Below are 23,437 nucleotides of genomic sequence, written 5' to 3'. Positions count from 1 at the left end.
TACGCTACGGCGCATGAGCGCAGAGGCCCCCTCGGGACGGGTGATCGACGGCCGCTTCACCCTGGTGGAGCGGCTCGGCAGCGGCGGCATGGGCATGGTGTGGCGGGCCCACGACGAGGCGCTCCACCGTGACGTGGCCCTGAAGGAGGTCCGGCCCCCGGACCCGGCGCTCGCGGAGTACGACCCCGAGGGCGCCCGCACCCTGCGCGCCCGGGTCCTGCGCGAGGCCCGCGCCCTGGCCCGCCTCGACCACCCCAACGTGGTCACCGTCCACCACATCGTCGACCCCGGCGAGGACGGCTACCCCTGGATCGTGATGGAGCTGGTGGCCGGCTCCTCCCTCCACGACCGGCTGGCCGAAGGGCCCATGGACCCCGCCGAGGCCGCCGAACTGGGCCGCGGCATCCTCTCCGCCCTGAACGCCGCCCACGCCTCCGGCATCCAGCACCGCGACGTCAAGCCCGCCAACGTGCTGCTGCGCACCGACGGCCGCCCGGTCCTCACGGACTTCGGTATCGCCGCGATCCGCGAGTCGACGAGCCTCACGATGACGGGCGCCCTGATCGGCTCGCCCGACTACATAGCCCCCGAGCGCATCCGGGGCACCGAGGGCGACCCGTCCTCGGACCTCTGGTCGCTCGGCATGATGCTGTACGTCGCCGTCGAGGGCCACCACCCGCTGCGCAAGGCCACCACGCTCGCCACCCTGGCCGCGGTCCTCGACGAGGAGGTGCCCCCGCCGGTACGGGCCGGTGCGCTCACCCCCGTACTGACGGCGCTGCTGACCCGGGACATCCCGGCCCGCCCGGACGCGGGAACCCTGGACCGGATGCTGGCGGAGGCGGCGCGGCCCCAGCCGGCCCCGGACCCCAGGAGCGCGTACGGATCGCCGCCGTCGGCCACGCAGCCGCCGCAGCCACCGACCGGTTTCGGCCACCCGACGCCCTTCCCCATCCCGGTGGACGCACCGCACCACCCGTACGCGAACAACCCGTACGCCGACCCGTCAACGTCTCGGACACCGCCTCCGACACCGCTTTCGCCTCCGGCCACGCTCCCGACAGTCACCGGTGACGACGAGCGCGGACGCCGCATCCGGCGCCGGGCCTGGACGATCACCACGGCCTCCTCCGTCGTCTCGACGGCGGTGCTGGCGGGCGTGATCCTGTGGATGGTCGACCCGACGCTCTTCGGGGGAGACGCCGACGACAGCGCGAAGGGGAGCGGCAACCGCCCCCACACCACGGCGAGCGCCCCGGCGAACGACCGGAGCGCCGCCCCGCCCACCGCCGCCGGTCAACCGGTCGCGGACGACGACGGGGCCGGGGCGGACGACGACGAACCGGAGGCCCCCGCCGACCTGCTCACCCCGCAAGGGGCGCGGCAGGCCATCGCCGCGCTGAAGCCGCTGATGGGCGGGACGAAGGTCACCGACTTCACCCTCTACGGCGAGCACGCCTCCGCCCAGGCACCGCTGAAGTCCAACTCCCGTCTCTACGACCGGTTCAGCTACCGGGACGGCCAGGCGAAGAACGACGACATGGGCGGCACGCTCATGTCCGGGGACAAGGCGGTCGACCTGAACGCCGTCGACTGGGACGCCCTGCCCGCCCTGCTGCGGACGGCCAGGACCAGCCTCAACATCCCGGAACCGGAGAGCAGTTACGTGATCGTGGACCCGTCGTCGCCCTTCCACGACGACCGCCCGGTGCAGCGCGTGTACGTCTCAGACTCGTACGGCGGCGCCTACCTCACCGCCGAACTGGACGGCCGGGTCATCGAGAAGAACCCGCGCGAGAAGGGCTGAGCGGCGGAGCCGACGCCGGCTTGATGTAGTCGGGCAGCGTGGGCAGGTCGAGCCCGAGCGGGCTGCGCTCGATGACATACGTGCAGCTGGTGTACGTGTACCCGGGCTGGACCTTCGACCCCGCTGCGTAGCTGTCCACCCGGGACGTGGCGCCCGTACCGTGCTTGTAGAGGAAGTGGTAGTCGCCCGCGGGCAGTTGGAGCCGGGCCTTCGGGTAGCTCCGGCCACTGGCCTTGCAGGCGAGGCGTGGGCCGGCCGAGGCGCTGTAGCGCTTGCAGTCGCCGCAGGGCTTCAGCATGACGGTGCCGGTGACCGGCCCGGTGTAGAGGACCTCGACGGCGTTGGGCGCGTCATTGCTGATGACGAGCTCCATCCGGGGTCCGCCGGGCGCCTTCGACGGCGGCAGCCGCCTGCCCGCCGCCGCCCGGTCGTCGGCTATCTCCGCGGCGATGGCGATCTTCCGCGCTTGCGCCGCCCGCCCGTCACCCTTGTAGGAACGCGCGAATTCGGCCAGTGTCGTGCGGGCCTCGCCGAACTTCTTCTCCTTGAACTGGTCCACCCCGCAGGCGTACACCCCGTCCTGGATCCCCTTGCCCGCCTTGGCACCCAGCCCCGGAACGCTCTCGGCAGGCAGGGCGGCGACCGTGGAACTCAGGCCCCGCAACGCCTCGGTGGCCGCACACGGATCGCCGCCCTTGACCTCGGTGACGCGCCCGTCGATCCGCCCGCCGATGGCCGGGGCCACCTGCCGCGCGGACGCGGACTCGGGGAACGTACGCAACAGCTCACCGAACTCCGCCGAACCCCCGGCGGCAGCCCCGCCCAGTCGCGAGACACCGCACCCGTACAGCGACTCCGCGAGCGGCTCGTCGGGCCACCCGGCGAGCTCGCCCAGCAACTCCTTCCCCACCGACCCCGGCAATGTCCGCAGATAGGTCAGCGGCTCGACCGCGTCGCAGTGCTGCTTCCCGGTGTACGGCGAGGAGACGGCGTCGTAGAAGTCCTTCAGCCGGTCCGGCACGAGCTTCGCCGCCCGGGAGCCGGGATGGTCCCGGTCGAGCGCGCGATAGACCCCGAGCGCCCCTTCGTACTCACCCTTCACCGTCCCGAACGGCTGCGTGGCCGCGGCCGCGACTTTCCGGTCCCCGCCCTCCAGCCGGTCGAGCAGCATCTCCTCCCGCGCCTCGTCCCGAGCGGCCCCGTACGCCACGGCCCCACCGACCGGCACGGCCAACAGCACGACCCCCAGCCCGACGGCCACCACAGGCCGCCACGACCCACCGAGCGCCGACCGCACCGCGATCCGCGCCGCGTCGGCGGCGGCGAGGACGAGCAGGAACAGATAGACGACGAGCACCCGCGCGGGCACCCCGTCCGGATCGGCGGGCAGCGCCACGAACAACAGCAGCCCGGTGGCGACCCAGCACCCGACGGCCCGCCCCCACCGCCCCAACAGCGCGTAACCGAGCCCCAGCCCGGTCAGATTGAGCAGCCCGGCCGCCACCGCCCGTAACCCCGCCCCGGGCGGCGGTGGACCGATGGTCGGCGGAGCGGACGGAGGCGGTGGCACGGCTCCGCCGAACCCAGGGCCGTCCGCGCCCTGTCCCACCATCCCGTTCCGGTCAGTTGACTCCATAACGGTCCCCCCACCGCCGAGCCCGACAAGTCGCCGAAAACATGCCCGGGGCCACCTCGGTTCACGCGTGACCGCATCGGCATTTCGCGCGGATTGCCGTATCGGCCAACGGCCTATGTGGCGAAATGCGCCCGGAGTGACAAGTGGTGGCCAAGTGGGTCGCAAGCGATTCACTCGAACGGGGATCCTTGTTCGGTATTTGTACGCCTACCGCCTGTGCCATGATCGCGTTGTCGGATCATCGACGCCCCGAGAGTGGCCAACTAGGCCCAGAATTAAGAAAGTTGTCAGGCACATGTTCTACAAGCTCCTTCAGTGGATGTGGTGAAACCGTCCGGCCCGACGGGCCACGTTGCCGGCGGTTGATCCGCACCACGGCCGAACGGACCGGCACCCGGGCAAGGCTCAGGCGCCGGTCCTTCTCGTTCCCCCCAGCAACAGACGCCGCAGGCTCTCCGCCTCGGCCTCGGAGCCCAGACTCCGGTACACCTCCACCGCCCTCCTGCCGTACTCCCGGGCCGGTTCGTCGCGCCCCAGGCTCCGCGCCGTACGGGCGAGTCCCGCCAGCGCGCGGGCCGCGGCCGGGCGGGAGCCGGTGCGTTCGGCCAGGTCGAGCGCCTGGCCGTAGACCTCGAACGCCACGTCCGGGCGGTCCGCCGACTCGTGGACGTCGGCCACGCCGAGCAGGGCCCGGGTCCGTTCGTAGGCGCTGTCGATGCTCCGCGCGACCTCTTCCGCGAGGGTGAAGTGGAGCAGGGCCTCGCCGCCGTCCCCGTTCTCGGCGTGGGCGGACCCCATGCTGATCAGCGCGTTCGCCTCGCCCAGCGTGTCTCCCCGGCCGCGATGGCTCTCCAGTGCCCGCCGGAAACCGGCCAGTGCCCGGGGGGTGTCGCCCATGGCCTGCGACACCGCACCGAGATTCATGTCCAATATGGCGAGCTCCTGGGCCCCGCTGTGCAGTTGGGCCAGCACCCGCGACCGTTCGAAGTGGTCGTGGGCGTGCTCGATGCGCCCCTGGAGGCGGTGGATCTCGCCGATGTTGTTGAGCGCGCGGATCTGTCCCAGGAGGTCCCCCGTCCCCTCGTGCATCCGGAGCGTGAGGCGCGCCCGGCCGAGCGCCTCGTCGTACCGGCCTTCGTGGTGGAGCGCCGCCCCCTCCACATTGAGGCACTCCGCCTCGCCGTGCAGGTCGCCCCGTTGCCGGTAGAGGTCCAGGGCCCGCGCCGCCATCCGCAGAGACGGGCCGGTGTGGCCGGCGGCCAGGTGGGCGCGGCTCGCCTGCAACGAGGCGTCGGCGCACCCGGCCGGATCGTCGAGGTCCTGGAACAGGGTCAGCGCCTCGCCCGCGCAGCTGAGCGCCTCCCCGTGCCCCGTCTGGGCCAGCACGGCCGCCCCCTCCACCAGTGTCTGTGCCAGCAGCAGCGGGTCGCCCCGCGAGCGCAGCGCCGCCACGGCCGCGCCGTACAGCTCGTTGGTGACGGCCCAACTGCCCCAGATACGGAGGGAAGGGGCGAGTGCGTGCGGGAAGAGCGCCGCATGGCCCAGGTCCTCCGCGGCGGCCGTACGGGCGGCGGCCAGCAGGTTGGTCCGCTCGGCCTCCAGCCAGGCCGCCGCCTCCTGCTCCTCGCCGAACTCGGCTGCGTAAAAGGAGAGTTGTCCGGGCTCCAAGGCTCTGCGGCGCGGATGGGTGAGGCGGTGGGCCCGGTGCGCGGAGGTGAGGTAGTACCCGAGGAGCCTGCCGACGGCCTCGCCGCGAGCGCTCTCCGACTCCTCGGCGGAGCACATGCGCAGCGCGAACGCCCTGGTGAGGTCGTGCAGTTGGTAGCGGCCGAGCACCGGCTCCGCCAGCAGATGGCAGTCCAGCAGCTCCTCGATGCTGCGCCGCACACCTTCCGCGCCCCCGGGCCCGGACCCCGTTCCGGAAAGGGCGGCGGCGGCCGCGGCCGTGACGTCGGGCCCCGGGTGCAGGGCGAGCAGGCGCAGCAGCCGGCGCGTCCCGGGCGCCAGCTCGGCGTAGGAGAACCGGAACGCCGAGACGAACACCTCCTCGTCCAGCTCGTCCAGCGGATCGAGCGACTGCGCCAGCCGCTCCAGGAGGTGGCGCAGGTCCCAGATCTGCCGGTGCCGGAAGCGGCCCGCGAGCAGCGTCGTGGCCAGCGGGTGGCGGCCGCAGGCCTCCACCAGCAGCGTCAGCGCGTCCGGATCGCGGGAGGTGCGGGCGGTGCCCGCGATCCGCGTGAACAGGGCTGCCGCCTCCTGGCCGGGCAGCGCGTCCACCAGCAGGGAGGTGGCCCCGTCCAGCCCGGAGAGCCGGTTGCGGCTCGTCACGAGCGCCAGGCAGCCGGCCGAGCCGGGCAGCAGCGGCCGGACCTGGGCGGCGTCCCGCGCATTGTCGAGCACCACGAGCACCCGGTTGCGCGCGGTCCACTCCCGCCACTCCGCCGCCCGTTCGTCCAGGGTCTCCGGCAGCTCGCCGGGGGCCCCGGCCGCGTGCAGGAGGAAGGCCAGGGCCTCGGCCGGGTCGACGGGCCGCCGTCCGCTGAACCCGTGGAGATCGACGTACAGCTGACCGGCCGGATAGGCGTCGGCCAGCCGGTGCGCGGCATGCACCGCCAGCGCGGTCTTGCCGATGCCGGGCATCCCGTGGAGCACGGCGAGCGGCAGCGCGTACCCGTCGCCGGTGAGCCCGTCGCGCAGCAGCTTCAGCTCCCGCGCCCGGCCGGTGAAGTCCCTGGTGTCGCGGGGGAGGTTGTTGCGGGCCGAGGGGAGGGGCGGGGGCTGTACGGCCGGAGGGGCGGCGGTCGGGACCGCGACGGGCGGTCCGGCGGCGGGTGCCGGGAGAGGCGGCGGTGGCGCGCCACGGGAGGTGACGGCGACGGCGGACGGCCGCGGCTCCGTCAGCGCCCGGTCCTGCTCCAGGATCCTCTGGTGCAGCGCTCGCAGGTCGGCACCCGGGTCCATGCCCAGCTCGCGCAGCCGGGTGTGCGTCCTGCGGTACAGCTCCAGCGCCTCGCTGTGCCGCCCGCTGCGGTGGAGCGCCAGCATCAGGGAGCCGACCACCCCCTCCGCCAGCGGGCTCTCCGCCACCAGCTCGCGCAGCTCACCGATGAGATCGGCATGGCGCCCGAGCTCCAGCTCCAGCCGGATGCGCTCCTCCCGGACATGGCGGTGGTCCTCCACCAGCCGCGCACGCACCGAGGCCGCCCACTCGCTGGAGCTCTCCGTCAGCGGCTCGCCCCGCCACAGGTTCTCGGCGGTCCGCAGCAGCCCGATCGCCCAGTCCGTCCGGCCCTGCTCCGCCGCCTCGGCGGCCTCGGTCCGGAACCGCTGGAAGCGGACCAGGTCCAGATCGTTCTGGTCGCTCATCCGGAGCTGGTACAGCCGGGGCGGCACCCGGTCCAGCCGGACGAGCGGGCCCACGGCGTCGCGCAGATGGCCGCGCAGCCGGGAGAGGTAGGTCTGCAGGGTGTCCGGGGCCGTACGGGGCGGCTCATCGCCCCAGACCCGCTCCATCAACGTGTCCATGGCGACGGGTTCACCGCGCGCGTGTACCAGAACCGCGAGCACGCAGCGCTGTTTCACTGAACCGAGCATGTGCTGCTGGTCCCCGTGCCATAGTTCCAGGGGTCCCAGAGCAAGAAGGTTCATCCCGCCCCCCGATGGGTGCGCCACTTCCTGCCGCCGTCGGCAGCGTCCGCACGTCTGTGCGGAACAGTCCACTGTTCCCTGAGCCACCGGCCCGGACCAGAGCGCACAGGGGGCGTGAGCGGGGCGCACGGCGCAGCGGTTTTCTCCCTACAGCTGGAACGCAGGATTCCTGCAAGCCGTCCGTCCACGTCGGTGGGCAGATGCGTCCCGGGCCGCGATTCGCCACGGCCCCCGCGGGCCTTCCGGTCCGCGGCGACGGAAACGGGGACTGATCAGATGAGCCTGACCATGCCGGACCCGCACCGGCCCCTTGTACCGGTGCGCCTGGACGTCGACCGCTGGGCCACCCGGCGGACCCGCAAGAAGGTACTGGCCGTGGTGCACACCGTCACCGCGGGCCAGCGGCTGCTCGAAGCCGTGCGGCTGCTGGAGGGCGACGCCCGGGTGCAGGTGTTCTTCACCCCGGCACCCGATGTGTTCAGCCACGGGGTCGCGGCCTTCCTGGAGCGGCTGGGCGGTCTCGTCCTGCCCTGGCACCAGGCGGTGCAGATGCCCTTCGACCTGGCGCTCGCGGCGGCCCACGGAGGACTGCAGGAGTTACACGCCCCGGTGATCGTGCTGCCGCACGGCGCCGGGCACAACAAGCTGGTCCCCGCCGGGCAGCGCGGCCGCCGCGTCGCCGGGCGGGCGGTCTACGGACTCAACCGGCAGTGGATCGTCCAGGACGGCCGGGTGGTGCCCGAATCGATCGTGCTCGCCCACCACGAGGAGCTGACCCGCCTGGGCCGCGAATGCCCCGAGGCGCTGCCCGCCGCCGAGGTGGTCGGCGACCCCTGCTTCGACCGGATCACCGCGAGCCTGCCCCAACGGGCTCTCTACCGCGACGCCCTGGGCGTCGGGGCCCGGCAGCAGCTGGTGCTGGGCTGCTCCACCTGGGGACCGGGCTCCCTCCTGGGCCGGCGGTGGGAGCTGCTGGAAAGGCTGGTCGACGAGCTGCCCCGGGAGGACTTCCGGGTCGCGCTCCTGCTCCACCCGCACGTCTGGAACGCCCACGGCGAATGGCAGATCCGCAGCTGGCTCGCCGACCTCGGGCGCTCGGGACTCCTGGTGGTCAGCCAGTACGCCGACTGGGTCGGGGCGCTGGTCGCCGCCGACTACATCGTGGGGGACCACGGATCCGTCTCGCTCTACGGGGCGATGACCGGGGTCCCGGTCCTCATGGGCAACGTCCCGGAGGCCGACCTGGACCCCGGCTCGCCCGCGGCCGAACTGGCCTCCATCGCCCCTCGGCTGCACCCCGACCGCCCTCTGCACCGCCAGCTCGCCCGCGCCGCCACGGCCTACCGCACGGAGCGGTACGAGCAGGTGGCGGCCCGGATCACCTCGGAGCCGGGGAAGTTCGCCACCCGGATGCGCGCGCTGATCTACCGCAAGCTCCGGCTGCGCGCCCCCGCCGTCCGGCCCCGGACGGACCACGCGGCGCTGCCGGTGACGGTACGTCACGACGAACGGGGGCCCGCCCGATGACCACACCGGCCGTACGCCTGACCGAGGCCGTCCCGCAGCGGGGCGTCCGCCGCACCCTGGCCACCCTGCTCCACCCGGACCGCGCGGCGCGGATCACCGACGAGCACCTGCGCGTACGGCTCTCCGCGCCGCATCCGCTGCCGCTGCTGGCGGATGTGCTGGTGGCGGAGTTCCCGCTCGTCGGGCTCCCGCCGCACGAGGACCCCGTCCGGTACGCGGCCGGACTCGCCGACTGCCACCCCGGTGCCCTGGTGGTGGCCGTGTACCGGGGCCCCCGCTGCTGGCTGCGGTTCGGCGGCCGGGCCAGGACGCTGGTCCGTGAGCCGCAGTGGCCGGCACACTCCTGGGCGGTCTGGGCCTCGGTCGCCCACGTCTGGCTGGTGGCCGGCCTGGAGCCGGCCGCCTGGGACCCGGCCGCCGTACGCGTCGTCAGGACCGTACGAGGCTACTCACCGGCATCGCCCTGGGCTTCCCCCGACGGGCTCGGCTCCGGGGCCTCAGTGTCCGGTGGCGTCGGCGGTGCCGGCTCCAGGGCCGCGAGCCGGGCCCGCGCCTCCTCCGCGTCGGCCGACCCCGACCGGCCGACGGAGGAGTACAGGGACAGCGCCTCCCGGTAGAACTGCCGGGCCTGATGGGGCTGCCCGCGTCGCTCGGAGAGCTGCGCCAGGCCTCCGAGGACGCGGGCCGCCTCGAACTCGGCGGCCTGCGCCCGTAACGCCGACAGCGCCGCCGACAGCTCGGCCTCCGCGTGACCGAGCCGGCCGAGCCCCACACAGGCGCGCCCGGTCAGGCCGGCGGCCCGTGCCGCGTTGTACGGGTCGCCGGCCGCCTCCAGGGTGAGGCGGGCGGCTTCGGCGTCGACGACGGCCTCCTCGTACCGCCCCTGGGAGAAGGCGACATCGGCCAGATTGAACCGTGCCAGCGCACCGGCCCGGAGATCGCCGCAGGCGGGCAAGGTGCCGGCCGCGCGGGCGAACAGCTCGGCCGCACGGTCCGGCCGGCCGAGCCGCTGATGGGCCAGCCCCCGGTAGTTCAGCGTCCGGGCATGCCCGAGGGCGTCCCCGCGCTCCAGGAAGGAGGCGGCGGCCCGCTCGAACATCTCCAGCCCCTCCGCAGGGGCGCCGGACGCGAGCTTCCCGAGCGCCCCGGAGGTCAGCATCCGGCAGACGGCCTCCTCGTTCCCCGCCTCCTCGGCGGCCAGCAGCCCCTCCTGGTGCGCCTCGTGCCACTCCCGGTACCGCTTGCGGCGCGGGAACAGGGGCCACAGCGCGTCCGTGAGCTGCCAGGCGAGCTCCGGGGCGCCCACCGGACGGGCGATGCGGACCACCGCCATCAGGTTGGGCAGCTCCCCCTCCAGCCAGTCCAGCGCCGCCTCCGCCCCGCGCTGCCCGAAGTCCTCCTCCACGACACACTCCGGCTCGAACTCCCGCTCCAAGGAGTCCCGTTCGGGCTCGACGATCTCCTCGGCGCGGCGGGCGTTGGCGAGATAGTGGTGGCCGATCCGCAGCAGTGCGGCGGCCCGCTCCTCGCCGCTCTCGTCCTGCGCGGCCCGCGCGGCGGCGTGCAGCCGCACCAGATCGTGGAACCGGTAGCGCTCACCGCCCGAGACCTCGGCGACATCGACGAGCAGATTCGCGTCGTACAGCGCGTCGAGTGCGTCGACTGCCTCCTCGCCCAGGAGCGCCCGCGCCACCGGCCCGCCGAACTCCCGGCCCGGATGGAGCCCCAGCAGCCGGTAGAGCCGGGCGGCGGCGGGCGGCAGCCCTTGGTACGACAGGTCCAGCGCCGCCCGTACGTCATGGTCGCCCTCTATGGCCAGCGCCTCCAGCCGCTCGTGCTCCTCGGACAGGGCCCGCACCATCGCGGTGATCCCCTGCCGGGGGCGGGCCGCCAGCCGCGCCCCCGCGATACGCACCGCGAGCGGCAGCCCCGCGCAGAGCAGCACCAGGGCCCGCGCCTCCTCGGGCTGGGCGGCGACCCGGCCGTCGGCGAGCGTCGAGTCGAGCAACTCCACCGCTGCCTCGGGGGAGAGGGGGTCCAGATGGAGCACATGGCCCCCGTCGAGGCTCAGCCCCGGCATCCGCCGCCGGCTGGTCACCGCCGTCACACACCGCCCGGCCGGCAGCAGGGGCCGCACCTGGGCGGCGGTCGCCGCGTCGTCCAGCAGTACCACCAGCCGCCGTTCGGCCGTCAAGGACCGGTAGAGCGCGACCCGTTCACCCAGCGCCGGGGGCACCTGGCCGGCCGGGACCCCGAGCGCCCGCAGGAACCGCCCCACCACCTCGGCGGGATCGGCGGGACCATCCGGGGCCTGGGCCCCCAGATCGGCGTACAGCTGACCACCGGGAAACTCCGGCCGCAGCGTGTGCAGCCAGGCCAGCGCCACCGCGGTCTTCCCCACCCCGCCGAGCCCGCTCACCGCCGCCAGCGTGGGATGCCCGTCCTCCGTGGCCCGGCACCGGTGCACTTCCAGGGCACGGAGCTCCTCCGTGCGGTCGGTGATCCGAACAGAGGGCGGTAACTGCCAGGGCGGCGGCACCTCCTCCCGCGCCGGGCCTCCCGACACATGAATGCCCCCCTGCACGCTCCCCGCCTGCACCACGAAGCCGTGCACCGTACCGCTCAGGTCGTTGTTGCTGTGCTCGTGCCCCCGCATGCGTCCCCCTCCGGACAGCCGAGTACCAGCTTCTGCAGACATCCTTTCCGTACAGGCGCTCGATCACCCGGGCCTGCGGGGGCCGACTGCGGCCGGTGGCCCGAATTCTGCCTCGGGCTCCTCCTCTCTGGCATATGCCAGAGAGGCGTGCCACTCGTTCGTGTGACGGACGAGGGCCTGTGCCGGCTGTCAGTGCCGCTGGCTAGCCTGTTCGGCGCGACGACGAACAGCGGCGAAGAAGACGTGCTCGGCAGGTTGAGGAATCTGAAGACCCACATCAACGACCGGCGACCGTCACGCCATAAGCCCATCACCCTCCTCTGGGCCATCGGCCTCCTGGCCGCCGAGCAGGAACGCACGGGAGACCACATGGTCGAGTGGCGGACGTTCCGCGAGGAGGTCGGGCCGCTGCTCCGGGACTTCGGGCTCCCGAACTCGCGGGTCACGCCCCGGTACCCCTTCTGGCACCTGCGCAGCAGCGGCCTCTGGTACGTGGAGGGAATCGATACGCATGAGGGCACGCCGACCCCGTCCCAGCTGGCCGCCGCCGGGGCGAGGGCCGGCTTCGGCAAGGACGCGGCGAAGGCCCTCCGCCGCTCGCTGGCACGTGCCGAGGCCATCGGCCTGATCTGTTCCCGGCACCTCCCCGATGTCGATCGGGCGGCCTTGCTGGAGCGCGTCGGTCTCGCGGGATACGCCAGCGCGAGCGGTGAGCTTCCCGACCGCGAAGGGAGCGTGCCCCGCCGCAGGCACACCTCGTTCCGGCCCGACCGGGACGCGCGGCTCGTCCGGCACATAAAGGAGATGTACGACGACGCGTGCCAGGTGTGTGGAGCCCGCGTCGAGACGATGGACAGCCACTACAGCGAGGCGGCTCACATCCGCGGGCTCGGCGGGCCCCACCTCGGCCCCGACCAGCTGTCCAACCTGCTGTGCCTGTGCCCCAACCATCACATCGAGTTCGACAGGTTCGCCATCTACATCGAGGAGGACTGGACGGTGCGGAGGAATTCGACGGGGGTCGTGGAGTACGAGCTCAAGCTCCATGCCGACCACGTCATCGAGCAGGACCACATCCGCTATCACCGGGCGTTGTGCGGCCACCGCTGACGGCTGTGGCCGCCTCCGGATACGCGAAGACCCCGCTGCCGGCGTGAACGCTGGTGGCGGGGTCTTGTCGGCACTTCCTGAGAAGTGCCCCCGGCAGGATTCGAACCTGCGCACCCGGCTCCGGAGGCCGATGCTCTATCCCCTGAGCTACGGGGGCGTATCGCGGTGTTGCTCTGCGACGGGTGAAACACTACCAGCTCCCGAGGGGTCTCCGTGAACAGGTATTCCGTCGCGTCAGACCGTCCCCCGTCCGGGGCGGAAGTGGCCAAACGCCGGACGCGGTCGCCGGGGCCGACCTACTCTCGAAGGGTGTCAGGGGCGTACGGCCGCGTGCTTGTTGTCGACGACAACAAGGTCATCCGGCAGCTGATCAGGGTCAACCTCGAGCTGGAGGGCTTCGAGGTCGTGACCGCGGCCGATGGTGTCGAGTGCCTGGAGCTGGTCCACCGGATCCGCCCCGATGTGATCACCCTCGATGTCGTGATGCCCCGCCTCGGCGGCCTGGAGACGGCGTCCGTGCTGCGCTCGGACCCCCGCACCCGCCATGTGCCCATCGCCGTCATCAGCGCCTGCACGCCCTACGAGGTGGACGCGGGCGTGTCCGCCGGGGTCGACGCGTTCCTGGCGAAGCCGTTCGAGCCGAGCGAGCTCGTGCGGATGGTGCACCGGCTGGCGACGGGGGAGGAGCGGCCGTCGGTCGACGGACGGAGCGGTGCCGGGCGGGCGGGTTCCACCACCGGCTGATCCACGATGGCCTCCACCACCTGACCGCATCGCGAAACCGGGTCGCGGAGTGCCCCTCCTCCTCCCCTACGCTTGTCCCGTGACCCCCGCCGATCTCTCCCGGACCGTGCTGCACGCCGTGCACCGCGCGGTCGCCGAGAATGCGCTGCGCGCACCCGTGCCCGCGCGCGTGCGGGTGGAGAGGACGCGGCCCGGAGGCAGCGGTGACTACGCCTGTGCGGTCGCGCTCCAGCTCGCCGGGGACGCCGGGCTGCCGGCCCTGGAGGTCGCGCGGATCCTGAGCGAGCGGGTCGCCGCCGAGCCCGGGATCGGGCGGGTCGAGATCACCGGGCCCGGGTTTCTGAGCTTCACCCTCGACGCCCCCGGCGACGGCGACCGGGCCGTGCTCGACGCCGTACGGGAGCAGGGGAGCGCGTACGGACACGGGGGCGCGCTCCGGGGCGAGGTCCTCCAGTTCCATCACGCGCGCGAGGTGCGCGCCGCGGTCACCGCCGATGCGGTGCGCCGGCTCGTCGTCTCCCAGGGCGCCCGGGTCCGGGTCAGCTGTGAGGAGGCCGGTGAGGCGGAATGGGGCCTGCTCGGCGTCACCGTCGACGCGTACGGGACGCCGTGCGCCACCCCGTCCGCCCCGTTCACCCCCATACGCCCGGTGCCCGCCGGCGCCACCGCGGGGGAGCTGCTGGAGCGGCTCGGCCCCGACGCCACGCGCTGGGGGCTGCTGCGGCCCGCCTCGCACGACCGCGCCCCGCTCGGCGACGACCTGCTCGTCCAGGGGGAGACCAACCCGCTCTTCCTGGTCCGGTACGCCTACGCCAGGACCCGCGCGCTCACCCGGGGCGCCGCGGCCCTCGGGTTCACGGCAGAGTCCGATGCGGCTCCGGCGCCGTACGAAGGCCCCGCCCGCCCCCTCCTCGATCTCCTCGCCGACCACCCCCGCGTCCTCCTCGCCGCAGCCCGTCACCGCGCGCCCGACCGGGTCGCCCGGCAGCTGGAAGCCGTCGCCCACGCGTTCTTCGACTTCCACGACAGTTGTCCGCCGCTGCCCTCCGGCGACGAGAAACCCTCGGCCGCCCACCGCTCCCGGCTGGCCCTCGCCGAAGCCGCCGGGACGGTGCTGGCAGGCGGCCTGTCCCTGCTCGGTATCAGTGCGCCCGCACACCTCTGACGACTCCGAAGAATCCGAGAGACCTCACCATGAGCCGCTCCGCACACCCCGCCGGTCCCCGTCACGCCGACGTCCTCACCGAGGGGCACTACTCCGCCCCCGCCGCCGACCTCAACGTCCTGGACGAGAAGGTCTGGTCGCGTACCGTCACCCGCGACGCGGACGGCGCCCTCACCGTCGGCGGGATCGGGGTCGCCCGGCTCGCCGAGGAGTTCGGCACCCCCGCCTACTTCCTCGACGAGAGCGACTTCCGCGCCCGCTGCCGGGCCTGGTCCGAGGCCTTCGGGCCGGACGCCGACGTCTTCTACGCCGGGAAGGCCTTCCTCTCCCGCGCCGTCGTGCGCTGGCTCCAAGAGGAGGGGCTGCATCTCGATGTCTGCTCCGGGGGCGAGCTGACCACCGCGCTCGACGCCGGGATGCCCGCCGAGCGCATCGCCTTCCACGGCAACAACAAGACCGTCGCCGAGATCGAGCGGGCCGTCGAGGCCGGTGTCGGGCGGATCGTGCTCGACTCCTTCCAGGAGATCGTCCGCGTCGCCCACATCGCCCGCAGCCACGGCGTCCGCCAGCGCGTCCAGATCCGGGTCACCGTCGGCGTCGAGGCGCACACCCACGAGTTCATCGCCACCGCGCACGAGGACCAGAAGTTCGGCATCGCGCTGGCCGACGGGCAGGCCGCCGAAGCCGTACGCCGGGCGCTCGGGCTCGACAGCCTCGAACTCATCGGCATCCACTCGCACATCGGCTCGCAGATCTTCGACATGGCCGGCTTCGAGGTCTCCGCCCGGCGCGTGGTGCAGCTGCTCGCCGAGGTCCGGGACGAGCACGGCGTCGAGCTGCCCGAGATCGACCTCGGCGGCGGCCTCGGCATCGCGTACACCTCGGACGACGACCCCCGCGAGCCGCACGAGATCGCCAAGGCGCTCAGCGACATCGTCACCCGCGAGTGCGAGTCCGCGGGGCTGCGCACCCCCCGCATCTCCGTCGAGCCGGGGCGCGCCATCGTCGGCCCCACCGCGTTCACGCTGTACGAGGTCGGCACGATCAAGCCCCTCGAAGGGCTGCGGACGTATGTCAGCGTCGACGGCGGAATGTCGGACAATATTCGTACCGCGCTGTACGACGCCGAGTACAGCGTGGCGCTCGTCTCGCGCACCTCGGACGCCGAGCCGATGCTCGTCCGGGTCGTCGGCAAGCACTGCGAGAGCGGGGACATCGTGGTCAAGGACGCGTTCCTCCCCGCCGACCTGGCGCCCGGGGACCTGATCGCCGTCCCCGCCACCGGCGCGTACTGCCGCTCGATGGCGAGCAACTACAACCACGCCCTGCGCCCCCCGGTCGTCGCCGTCCGGGACGGCGAGGCACGCGTCATCGTCCGGCGCGAGACGGAGGAAGATCTCCTGCGTCTCGATGTCGGCTGATGAAATAGTCGTCTCAGGATCCGGACGGGGGTCAGAAACGCCCGTCCGGTGAGTGAGACTGGTCCACACATGAGCATGTATGAGAAACGAGGTCGGATGATGCGTACGCGTCCGCTGAAGGTGGCGCTGCTGGGCTGTGGTGTGGTCGGCTCAGAGGTGGCGCGCATCATGACGACGCACGCCGACGACCTCGCGGCGCGCATCGGCGCACCCGTGGAGCTCGTCGGCGTCGCCGTCCGCCGCCCCTCGAAGGTGCGTGAGGGCATCGACCCCGCACTGATCACCACCGACGCCACCGCGCTCGTGCAGCGCGGCGACATCGACGTCGTGATCGAGGTCATCGGGGGCATCGAGCCGGCCCGTACGCTCATCACCACCGCTTTCGAGAACGGCGCGAGCGTCGTCTCCGCCAACAAGGCACTGCTCGCCGAGGACGGCGCGGCCCTGCACGCCGCCGCCGAGAAGTACGGCCGCGATCTCTATTACGAGGCCGCCGTCGCGGGTGCCATCCCGCTCGTACGGCCGCTGCGCGAGTCGCTCGCCGGCGACAAGGTCAACCGGGTGCTCGGCATCGTCAACGGCACGACCAACTTCATCCTCGACAAGATGGACACCAGCGGCGCCGGCTACTCCGAGGCGCTCGACGAGGCCACCGCCCTCGGGTACGCCGAGGCCGACCCGACCGCCGACGTCGAGGGCTTCGACGCCGCCGCGAAGGCCGCGATCCTCGCCGGCATCGCCTTCCACACCCGGGTGAAGATCGGCGACGTCCACCGCGAGGGCATCACCGAGGTCACCGCCGCCGACATCGCCTCCGCCCGCCGCATGGGCTGCACGGTCAAGCTCCTCGCCATCTGCGAGCGCGCCGCCGACGGGGCCTCCGTCACCGCCCGCGTCCACCCCGCGATGATCCCGCTCAGCCACCCGCTGGCGTCGGTCCGCGAGGCGTACAACGCGGTGTTCGTGGAGGCCGAGGCCGCCGGACAGCTCATGTTCTACGGTCCCGGCGCCGGCGGCTCCCCGACCGCCTCGGCCGTCCTCGGCGACCTCGTCGCGGTCTGCCGCAACAAACTGGGCGAGGCCACCGGACCCGGTGAGTCCGCCTACACGCGCCTGCCGGTCAGCCCCATGGGCGAGGTCGTCACGCGCTACCACATCAGCCTCGACGTGGCCGACAAGCCGGGTGTACTCGCCCAGGTGGCAACGGTCTTCGCCGAGCAGGGCGTATCGATCGACACCGTCCGCCAGCAAGGACGTCCAGACGGAGGCGGCGAGGCATCCCTCGTCGTCGTCACCCACCGCGCGCCCGACGCCGCCCTCTCCGGGACCGTCGAAGCGCTGCGCAAGCTCGACACCGTGCGCGGTGTCGCCAGCATCATGCGTGTTGAAGGGGAGTAAAGGACCCATGACCAGCAAGGGCACCCACCAGTGGCGCGGCATCATCGAGGAGTACCGGGACCGGCTTCCGGTCACGGCCACGACGCCGGTCGTCACGCTTCGTGAGGGCGGTACGCCGCTCGTTCCGGCGCAGGTCCTCTCCGAGCGCACGGGCTGCGAGGTGCACCTCAAGGTCGAGGGCGCCAACCCCACCGGTTCGTTCAAGGACCGCGGCATGACCATGGCCATCACCCGGGCCAAGGAGGAGGGGGCGAAGGCCGTCATCTGCGCCTCCACCGGCAACACCTCGGCCTCCGCCGCCGCGTACGCCGTGCGCGCGGGCATGGTCTGCGCCGTCCTCGTACCGCAGGGCAAGATCGCGCTCGGCAAGATGGGCCAGGCGCTCGTGCACGGCGCCAAGATCCTCCAGGTCGACGGCAACTTCGACGACTGCCTCACCCTGGCCCGCTCGCTCTCGGACAACTACCCGGTGGCGCTGGTCAATTCGGTCAACCCGGTCCGTATCGAGGGCCAGAAGACCGCCGCGTTCGAGATCGTCGACGCGCTCGGCGACGCCCCCGACATCCACGTCCTGCCGGTCGGCAACGCGGGCAACATCACCGCGTACTGGAAGGGGTACACCGAGTACGCCGGTGACGGCGTCTCCACCCACGCCCCGCGCATGTGGGGCTTCCAGGCCTCCGGCTCCGCGCCCATCGTGCGCGGCGAGGTCGTCAAGGACCCGTCCACCATCGCCACCGCGATCCGCATCGGCAACCCGGCCTCCTGGGACTTCGCCCTGGCCGCCCGGGACGAATCGGGCGGTTTCATCGACGAGGTGACGGACCGGCAGATCCTGTCCGCCTACCGGCTGTTGGCCTCCCAGGAGGGCGTCTTCGTGGAGCCCGCGTCGGCCGCGTCCGTCGCCGGTCTGCTCAAGGCCGCCGAGGAGGGCAAGGTCGACCCGGGCCAGCGCATCGTCTGCACGGTCACCGGCAACGGCCTCAAGGACCCCGACTGGGCCGTCGCGGGCGCCCCGCAGCCGGTCACCGTCCCGGTCGACGCGGCCACCGCGGCCCAGAAGCTCGGCCTCGTCTGATCCGTCCGGCGACACGTCCGGTCAACACGAGACAACCCAGCTCAACCGCCCTCTTTTCGGGGCGGAGAGCGCATAGGAGGCGGGCGACACGCATCGTGCGCCTCCTGTGCGCCCTATGTCGCGAGGGAACCTTCCTTCGATAAGCTGTACCCCATCCGCCCGACATCCCCCGGACATCCGCCCGACGGGTCTGCCGCGGTGCGATCGCCGTCGTGACGGCGCCCACGGGCCGGGCCACCGGCCCCATCCCCGCCCCGCAGAACCCCCACGCAGACACCCACCGCACATCCCTACCGCAGGCCCCCGCCGCCGCAGAGCCACCGCACCGCAATCCCCGCCGCCTTACAAGGAGTCATCCAGCCGATGGCCGGTCCCGCGTTCCGAGCCGCCGCCGTCAGGGTGCGCGTCCCCGCCACCAGTGCCAATCTGGGCCCGGGTTTCGACGCCCTCGGCCTCTCGCTGGGGCTGTACGACGACGTCGTCGTCCGGGTCGCCGACTCCGGGCTCCACATCGACATCGCGGGTGAGGGCGGCGAGACGCTGCCCCGCGACGAGAGCCACCTGCTCGTCCGCTCGATGCGCACCGCCTTCGACCTGCTCGGCGGCCAGCCCCGCGGCCTGGAGATCGTCTGCGCCAACCGCATCCCGCACGGCCGCGGCCTCGGCTCCTCCTCCGCCGCGATCTGCGCCGGAATCGTCGCCGCCCGCGCCGTGACGACCGGCGGCGACGCCCGGCTCGACGACGAGGCCCTGCTGGAGCTCGCCACCGAGATCGAGGGCCACCCCGACAACGTCGCGGCCTGTCTGCTCGGCGGGTTCACCCTCGCGTGGATGGACGGCGGAGCGGCCCGGGCGATCCGGATGGACCCTGCGGAGTCCGTCGTTCCGGTGGTCTTCGTGCCCGGCCGGCCCGTGCTCACCGAGACGGCGCGCGGACTGCTCCCGCGCACCGTCCCGCACGTCGACGCCGCCCTCAACGCCGGTCGCGCGGCCCTGCTCGTCGAGGCGCTGACCAGGCGCCCCGAGCTGCTGCTCGCCGCCACCGAGGACCGGATCCACCAGGAGTACCGGGGCCCCGCGATGCCCGAGAGCGTCGAGCTGGTGCACCGCCTGCGCGCCGACGGCGTGCCCGCGGTCATCTCCGGCGCGGGCCCCACGGTGCTCGCGCTGGCGGAGGAGGGATCCGCCGACAAGGTTGCCCGACTGGCGGGTGAGGGGTGGGCCGCGAACCGGCTCGCGCTCGACGCCGCGGGCGCCACCGTGCTGCCGCTGGCCGCGTAACCGCATGTGATTACCGGTGGCCGAGAGGGGGAATGTTTGTTGGAGCCGGTAGTGTTAACCTCAAGTCTGCAACCGACGTCTTTGAGGCGCGTTGCTTCGTGTCCCCCTCCGGGACCGCCATTCTTCCGGGAGCCTCCCCAACTGCCTGAGCAGCCTGCCTGAGCAGTTTCGAGCACGCTCCGGAACCGGCACGACACCCCTCGCTCGTCCAGGAGTGGGCCGAGCAGGGGGATCTCGCGCCGGACCCCGCACGTTCATCTCTCCGCCGTACCCGGCGGACCACCGCCCCGGCAAGGTCCGCGATCCAGCAAGATCAACAGACCAGTCGGACAGCACAACCGGTCGCCGAGCCAGAAGGCCGACGTCCGCTCCAGGGAAGGACCCTTCGTGAGCGACACCACCGATCTGATGGGCGTCACTGCCGACAAGAACGTCGACAGCGCCGCGCCCGCCGAAGGTGCTGCCACTGGCACCACCGCACGGCGCCGCCGCTCCGGCACCGGCCTCGAGGGCATGGTCCTGGCCGAGCTGCAGCAGGTCGCGTCCGGCCTCGGCATCAGGGGTACTGCGCGGATGCGCAAGAGCCAGCTGATCGAGGTCATCAAGGAGGCGCAGGCCAGCGGCGGATCCGCCGCCCCCAAGGCCTCCTCCAAGGCCGCTGAGGCACCCGCCGCCGAGGCGGAGAGCAAGCCCAAGCGGCGTGCCACCTCCAAGGCGCGCACCGGGGACGAGGCCGCCGCCGAGAAGGCGGCCCAGCAGCAGATCGACATCCCCGGCCAGCCGGCCAGCGACGAGCAGCCCACGGGCGAGCGCCGTCGCCGCCGCGCCACCGCGCAGGCGGGCAGCCCCGAGACCAAGACCGAGGCGAAGACCGAGGTCAAGGCGGAGCCCCAGGCCGAGCAGAAGACCGAGGACCGCGGCGAGCCCAAGGGCGACGCCAAGGCCGAGGCCGCCGCCGACACCGCCGAGGGCCGCCGCGGCGACCGCCAGGGCCGTGGTGACCGCGAGCGCGGTGACCGGGGCGAGCGCGGGGAGCGCCGTGAGGGCCGTGAGGGCCGGCGCGACCGCCGGGGCAAGGGCGACGACCAGGGCCAGCAGGGCGGCGGGCAGCGCCCGCAGCGCCAGGGCCAGGGTCAGAGCCAGGGCCAGGGCGGTCAGGGCCAGCAGAACCGTGACAACGGTCCGCAGGACGACTTCGACGACGAGGCGGGCGGCCGCCGCGGCCGTCGTGGCCGCTACCGCGACCGCCGTGGCCGTCGTGGCCGCGACGACTTCGCCAGCGATGTGCAGGTGGCCGACGACGACGTCCTGATCCCCGTCGCGGGCATCCTGGACATCCTCGACAACTACGCGTTCATCCGGACCTCCGGCTACCTGCCGGGCCCGAACGACGTGTACGTCTCGCTCGCCCAGGTCCGCAAGAACGGCCTGCGCAAGGGTGACCACGTCACCGGTGCGGTGCGCCAGCCCAAGGACGGCGAGCGGCGCGAGAAGTTCAACGCGCTGGTCCGCCTCGACTCGGTCAACGGCATGGCCCCCGAGTCCGGCCGGGGCCGCCCCGAGTTCCAGAAGCTCACCCCGCTCTACCCGCAGGACCGGCTCCGTCTGGAGACCGACTCCAACATCCTGACGACGCGGATCATCGACCTGGTGGCCCCGATCGGCAAGGGTCAGCGTGGCCTCATCGTGGCCCCGCCGAAGACCGGTAAGACCATGATCCTGCAGGCCATCGCCAACGCGATCACGGTCAACAGCCCCGAGTGCCACCTGATGGTCGTCCTGGTCGACGAGCGTCCGGAAGAGGTCACCGACATGCAGCGGTCGGTGAAGGGCGAGGTCATCTCCTCGACCTTCGACCGCCCCGCCGAGGACCACACCACCGTCGCCGAGCTGGCCATCGAGCGCGCCAAGCGTCTCGTGGAGCTGGGTCACGACGTGGTCGTCCTGCTCGACTCGATCACCCGTCTGGGCCGCGCGTACAACCTCGCGGCGCCCGCCTCCGGCCGCATCCTCTCCGGTGGTGTCGACTCGACCGCGCTGTACCCGCCGAAGCGCTTCTTCGGTGCCGCGCGCAACATCGAGGACGGCGGCTCGCTGACCATCCTGGCCACCGCGCTCGTCGAGACCGGCTCGCGCATGGACGAGGTGATCTTCGAGGAGTTCAAGGGCACCGGCAACATGGAGCTCAAGCTCGACCGGAAGCTCTCGGACAAGCGCATCTTCCCGGCGGTGGACGTCGACGCGTCCTCCACCCGTAAGGAAGAGATCCTGCTCGGCACCGACGAGCTGGCGGTCGTCTGGAAGCTGCGCCGGGTGCTGCACGCGCTCGACCAGCAGCAGGCGATCGAGCTCCTCCTGGACCGGATGAAGAAGACCCAGTCCAACGCGGAGTTCCTGCTCCAGATCCAGAAGACGACACCGGGCAGCGGAAACGGCAACGACTGACGTATCCACGGCAGTTGACGCCGAGGGCCCCCAGCACCACGGTGCCGGGGGCCCTCGGCGTTCCCGGCCCCCGCCCCGAGACCTTTGCCACACGCCGGCCCGCCGCACGGCACCTCCGCCGATACGTGTCAGGGGCACGAAACCGCAGGTGAAAGCGGAATCGCGGCCCGCCCGCCGACCCGCTCGCACCCGTCGCCGCTCACACGGCACTCACAGGGCCCTGTGCAACCCTTCTTGCTGCTTCGCCGTTTGATCAAGAGATGACAAACCCTCCCGGAACCGTCACGGCCGGGGGCGAGGAGCAGCGGAACGCCGTACGAGGGAGACGCGTGAGCGAGCAGAAGAAGACCCCGGGGCGGATACGCGGCACCGGCGCCCGCCGGAGGAAGCCCACCCGCCGTCAGCGCGCCAAGGCCGTCACGGCCTGGACGGTGGCGGGCGTGGTGGTCGTCGGCGGGGCCGGGCTCGGATACGCGTACGTCACGCTCGACGGCAACCTCTCCAGCATCGACATCGACGCCAAGCTCGGCACCGACCGCCCCGACGACGTGGACGACGGCTCGCAGGACATCCTGGTGCTGGGCTCCGACTCGCGCTCCGGTGACAACGGCAAGTACGGCGCCGACGAGGGCGCGGCCCGCTCCGACACGGCGATGGTCCTGCACGTCGACAAGGGCCACAAGTCGGCGAGCGTCGTCTCGATACCGCGCGACACCCTCATCGAACGCCCCTCCTGCGCGAGTGACACGACGGACGAGACGGTCCCGGCCGAACACCGGGCCATGTTCAACACGGCGTACGAGGTCGGCGGCCCGGCCTGCGCGGTGAAGACCGTCGAATCGATGTCCGGTATCCGCATGGACCACTACGTCGAGGTCGACTTCACCGGCTTCGAGAAGCTCATCGACGAGCTGGGCGGCGTCGAGATCACCACGAAGACCGCCATCAACGACTCCAAGAGCCATCTCGACCTGGAGCCGGGCACCCACACCCTGGACGGGGAGGAGTCCCTCGGCCTCGTCCGTACCCGCAAGAGCGTCGGGGACGGCAGCGACCTCGGCCGTATCCAGCTCCAGCAGGCGTTCATCAAGGCGCTGATGGAGCAGGCGAAGAGCGTCGGCGTCTTCTCCAGCCCGAAGAAGCTGTTCGGCCTCGCGGACGCCGCGACCAAGGCCGTCACCACCGACTCCGGCCTCGGCTCGGTCAAGAAGCTCACCGGGTTCGCGAACGGCCTCAAGGGGCTCGGCGCGGACAACGTGCACATGGTGACCCTGCCGGTGGAGTACGACCCCGCCGACCCGAACCGGGTCCTCCCGCAGGAGAAGGCCGGCAAGCAGGTGTGGGCCGCGCTGAAGCAGGACCGGCCCATCCCCGCCTCCGCCACCGAGAAGTCCGCGGGGGACAAGGGAGACGCCGGACAGGTGGTGCGCTGAGGCGCACCGGGCGGAAGGGGCCCGGGAATACCTGCGGCCCGCCCCCGGTTTTGGGAGATACGGCCGGTCCTGGCAGACTGGTGCGTCG

General features: G+C 72.6%; 14 protein-coding genes and 1 tRNA gene. 11 read left to right on the top strand and 4 right to left on the bottom strand.

Annotation, left to right across the window (positions count from 1 at the left end):
- The first annotated feature begins 13 nt into the window (after positions 1-13).
- Entirely contained in the window at positions 14-1,807 is a 1,794-nt protein-coding gene (locus IF17_RS0123575) for a serine/threonine-protein kinase (protein WP_244890540.1), read from the top strand.
- Here IF17_RS0123575 and IF17_RS0123570 read toward each other — a convergent pair.
- Together IF17_RS0123570 and IF17_RS0123565 are read right to left on the bottom strand one after the other, a co-directional pair.
- Positions 1,776-3,443, bottom strand: a complete 1,668-nt coding sequence (locus IF17_RS0123570; RefSeq protein WP_030569209.1) for a hypothetical protein — start codon at positions 3,441-3,443, stop codon at positions 1,776-1,778. The two genes, IF17_RS0123575 and IF17_RS0123570, sit on opposite strands and share 32 nt — an antisense overlap.
- A 405-nt stretch (positions 3,444-3,848) precedes the next feature.
- Complete coding sequence (locus IF17_RS0123565; protein WP_342342169.1) at positions 3,849-7,037, bottom strand: AfsR/SARP family transcriptional regulator; 3,189 nt, start codon at positions 7,035-7,037, stop codon at positions 3,849-3,851.
- A 330-nt stretch (positions 7,038-7,367) separates the two neighbouring features.
- On the opposite strand from IF17_RS0123565, the gene IF17_RS0123560 reads away from it, so the two are divergent.
- Positions 7,368-8,618 carry a hypothetical protein gene (locus tag IF17_RS0123560; protein ID WP_030569203.1) on the top strand — a complete coding sequence of 417 codons (1,251 nt, stop codon included), beginning with the start codon at positions 7,368-7,370 and terminating at the stop codon, positions 8,616-8,618.
- Between the two features lie 445 nt (positions 8,619-9,063).
- Here the strand turns inward: IF17_RS0123560 and IF17_RS0123550 are convergent, their stop codons facing one another.
- Positions 9,064-11,274: an ATP-binding protein gene (locus IF17_RS0123550; RefSeq protein ID WP_030569197.1), complete on the bottom strand. Its 2,211-nt coding sequence runs from the start codon at positions 11,272-11,274 to the stop codon at positions 9,064-9,066.
- Positions 11,275-11,421: 147 nt separating this feature from the next.
- On the opposite strand from IF17_RS0123550, the gene IF17_RS1000000139905 reads away from it, so the two are divergent.
- The gene (locus IF17_RS1000000139905) at positions 11,422-12,384 is read left to right on the top strand and encodes an HNH endonuclease (protein WP_244890539.1); all 963 of its coding nucleotides are present in this window, start codon (positions 11,422-11,424) and stop codon (positions 12,382-12,384) included.
- A gap of 85 nt (positions 12,385-12,469) precedes the next feature.
- On the opposite strand, the gene IF17_RS0123540 is transcribed toward IF17_RS1000000139905, so the two are convergent.
- Positions 12,470-12,541: transfer RNA gene (locus IF17_RS0123540), tRNA-Arg, on the bottom strand.
- Between the two features lie 173 nt (positions 12,542-12,714).
- Here IF17_RS0123540 and IF17_RS0123535 point away from each other — a divergent pair.
- From IF17_RS0123535 to IF17_RS0123500, 8 genes are all read left to right on the top strand, one after another.
- Positions 12,715-13,128 (top strand): response regulator, encoded by a 414-nt coding sequence (locus tag IF17_RS0123535; RefSeq protein WP_030569191.1) that lies wholly within the window; start codon positions 12,715-12,717, stop codon positions 13,126-13,128.
- Between the two features lie 79 nt (positions 13,129-13,207).
- The gene (gene nrtL, locus IF17_RS0123530) at positions 13,208-14,293 is read left to right on the top strand and encodes an ArgS-related anticodon-binding protein NrtL (protein WP_030569186.1); all 1,086 of its coding nucleotides are present in this window, start codon (positions 13,208-13,210) and stop codon (positions 14,291-14,293) included.
- Positions 14,294-14,322: 29 nt separating this feature from the next.
- Complete coding sequence (gene lysA, locus IF17_RS0123525) at positions 14,323-15,714, top strand: diaminopimelate decarboxylase (protein WP_030569183.1); 1,392 nt, start codon at positions 14,323-14,325, stop codon at positions 15,712-15,714.
- Between the two features lie 96 nt (positions 15,715-15,810).
- Positions 15,811-17,112 (top strand): homoserine dehydrogenase, encoded by a 1,302-nt coding sequence (locus IF17_RS0123520; protein WP_030569180.1) that lies wholly within the window; start codon positions 15,811-15,813, stop codon positions 17,110-17,112.
- A 7-nt stretch (positions 17,113-17,119) separates the two neighbouring features.
- Positions 17,120-18,190 (top strand): threonine synthase, encoded by a 1,071-nt coding sequence (gene thrC / locus IF17_RS0123515; protein ID WP_030569176.1) that lies wholly within the window; start codon positions 17,120-17,122, stop codon positions 18,188-18,190.
- A 363-nt stretch (positions 18,191-18,553) separates the two neighbouring features.
- The gene (gene thrB / locus IF17_RS0123510; RefSeq protein WP_030569174.1) at positions 18,554-19,471 is read left to right on the top strand and encodes a homoserine kinase; all 918 of its coding nucleotides are present in this window, start codon (positions 18,554-18,556) and stop codon (positions 19,469-19,471) included.
- Positions 19,472-19,858: 387 nt separating this feature from the next.
- The gene (gene rho, locus IF17_RS0123505; protein WP_030569172.1) at positions 19,859-21,916 is read left to right on the top strand and encodes a transcription termination factor Rho; all 2,058 of its coding nucleotides are present in this window, start codon (positions 19,859-19,861) and stop codon (positions 21,914-21,916) included.
- Positions 21,917-22,245: 329 nt separating this feature from the next.
- On the top strand, positions 22,246-23,349 hold the full coding sequence (locus IF17_RS0123500; protein WP_030569170.1) for an LCP family protein: 1,104 nt from the start codon (positions 22,246-22,248) through the stop codon (positions 23,347-23,349).
- Positions 23,350-23,437: the final 88 nt, after the last annotated feature.

The sequence above is a fragment of the Streptomyces cyaneofuscatus genome (assembly GCF_000718135.1).
Lineage (GTDB): Bacteria > Actinomycetota > Actinomycetes > Streptomycetales > Streptomycetaceae > Streptomyces > Streptomyces cyaneofuscatus.
Note: the sequence above shows the minus strand (reverse complement) of the source record. Positions and strands in the feature narration are given on the sequence as shown.

Excerpts from the sequence above, each read along its gene's own strand:
- IF17_RS0123575 (WP_244890540.1), top strand. The coding sequence starts at position 14 with ATGAGCGCAGAGGCCCCCTCGGGACGGGTGATCGACGGCCGCTTCACC.
- IF17_RS0123570 (WP_030569209.1), bottom strand. The coding sequence starts at position 3,443 with ATGGAGTCAACTGACCGGAACGGGATGGTGGGACAGGGCGCGGACGGC.
- IF17_RS0123565 (WP_342342169.1), bottom strand. The coding sequence starts at position 7,037 with ATGCTCGGTTCAGTGAAACAGCGCTGCGTGCTCGCGGTTCTGGTACAC.
- IF17_RS0123560 (WP_030569203.1), top strand. The coding sequence starts at position 7,368 with ATGAGCCTGACCATGCCGGACCCGCACCGGCCCCTTGTACCGGTGCGC.
- IF17_RS0123550 (WP_030569197.1), bottom strand. The coding sequence starts at position 11,274 with ATGCGGGGGCACGAGCACAGCAACAACGACCTGAGCGGTACGGTGCAC.
- lysA (WP_030569183.1), top strand. The coding sequence starts at position 14,323 with ATGAGCCGCTCCGCACACCCCGCCGGTCCCCGTCACGCCGACGTCCTC.
- IF17_RS0123520 (WP_030569180.1), top strand. The coding sequence starts at position 15,811 with ATGATGCGTACGCGTCCGCTGAAGGTGGCGCTGCTGGGCTGTGGTGTG.
- thrC (WP_030569176.1), top strand. The coding sequence starts at position 17,120 with ATGACCAGCAAGGGCACCCACCAGTGGCGCGGCATCATCGAGGAGTAC.
- thrB (WP_030569174.1), top strand. The coding sequence starts at position 18,554 with ATGGCCGGTCCCGCGTTCCGAGCCGCCGCCGTCAGGGTGCGCGTCCCC.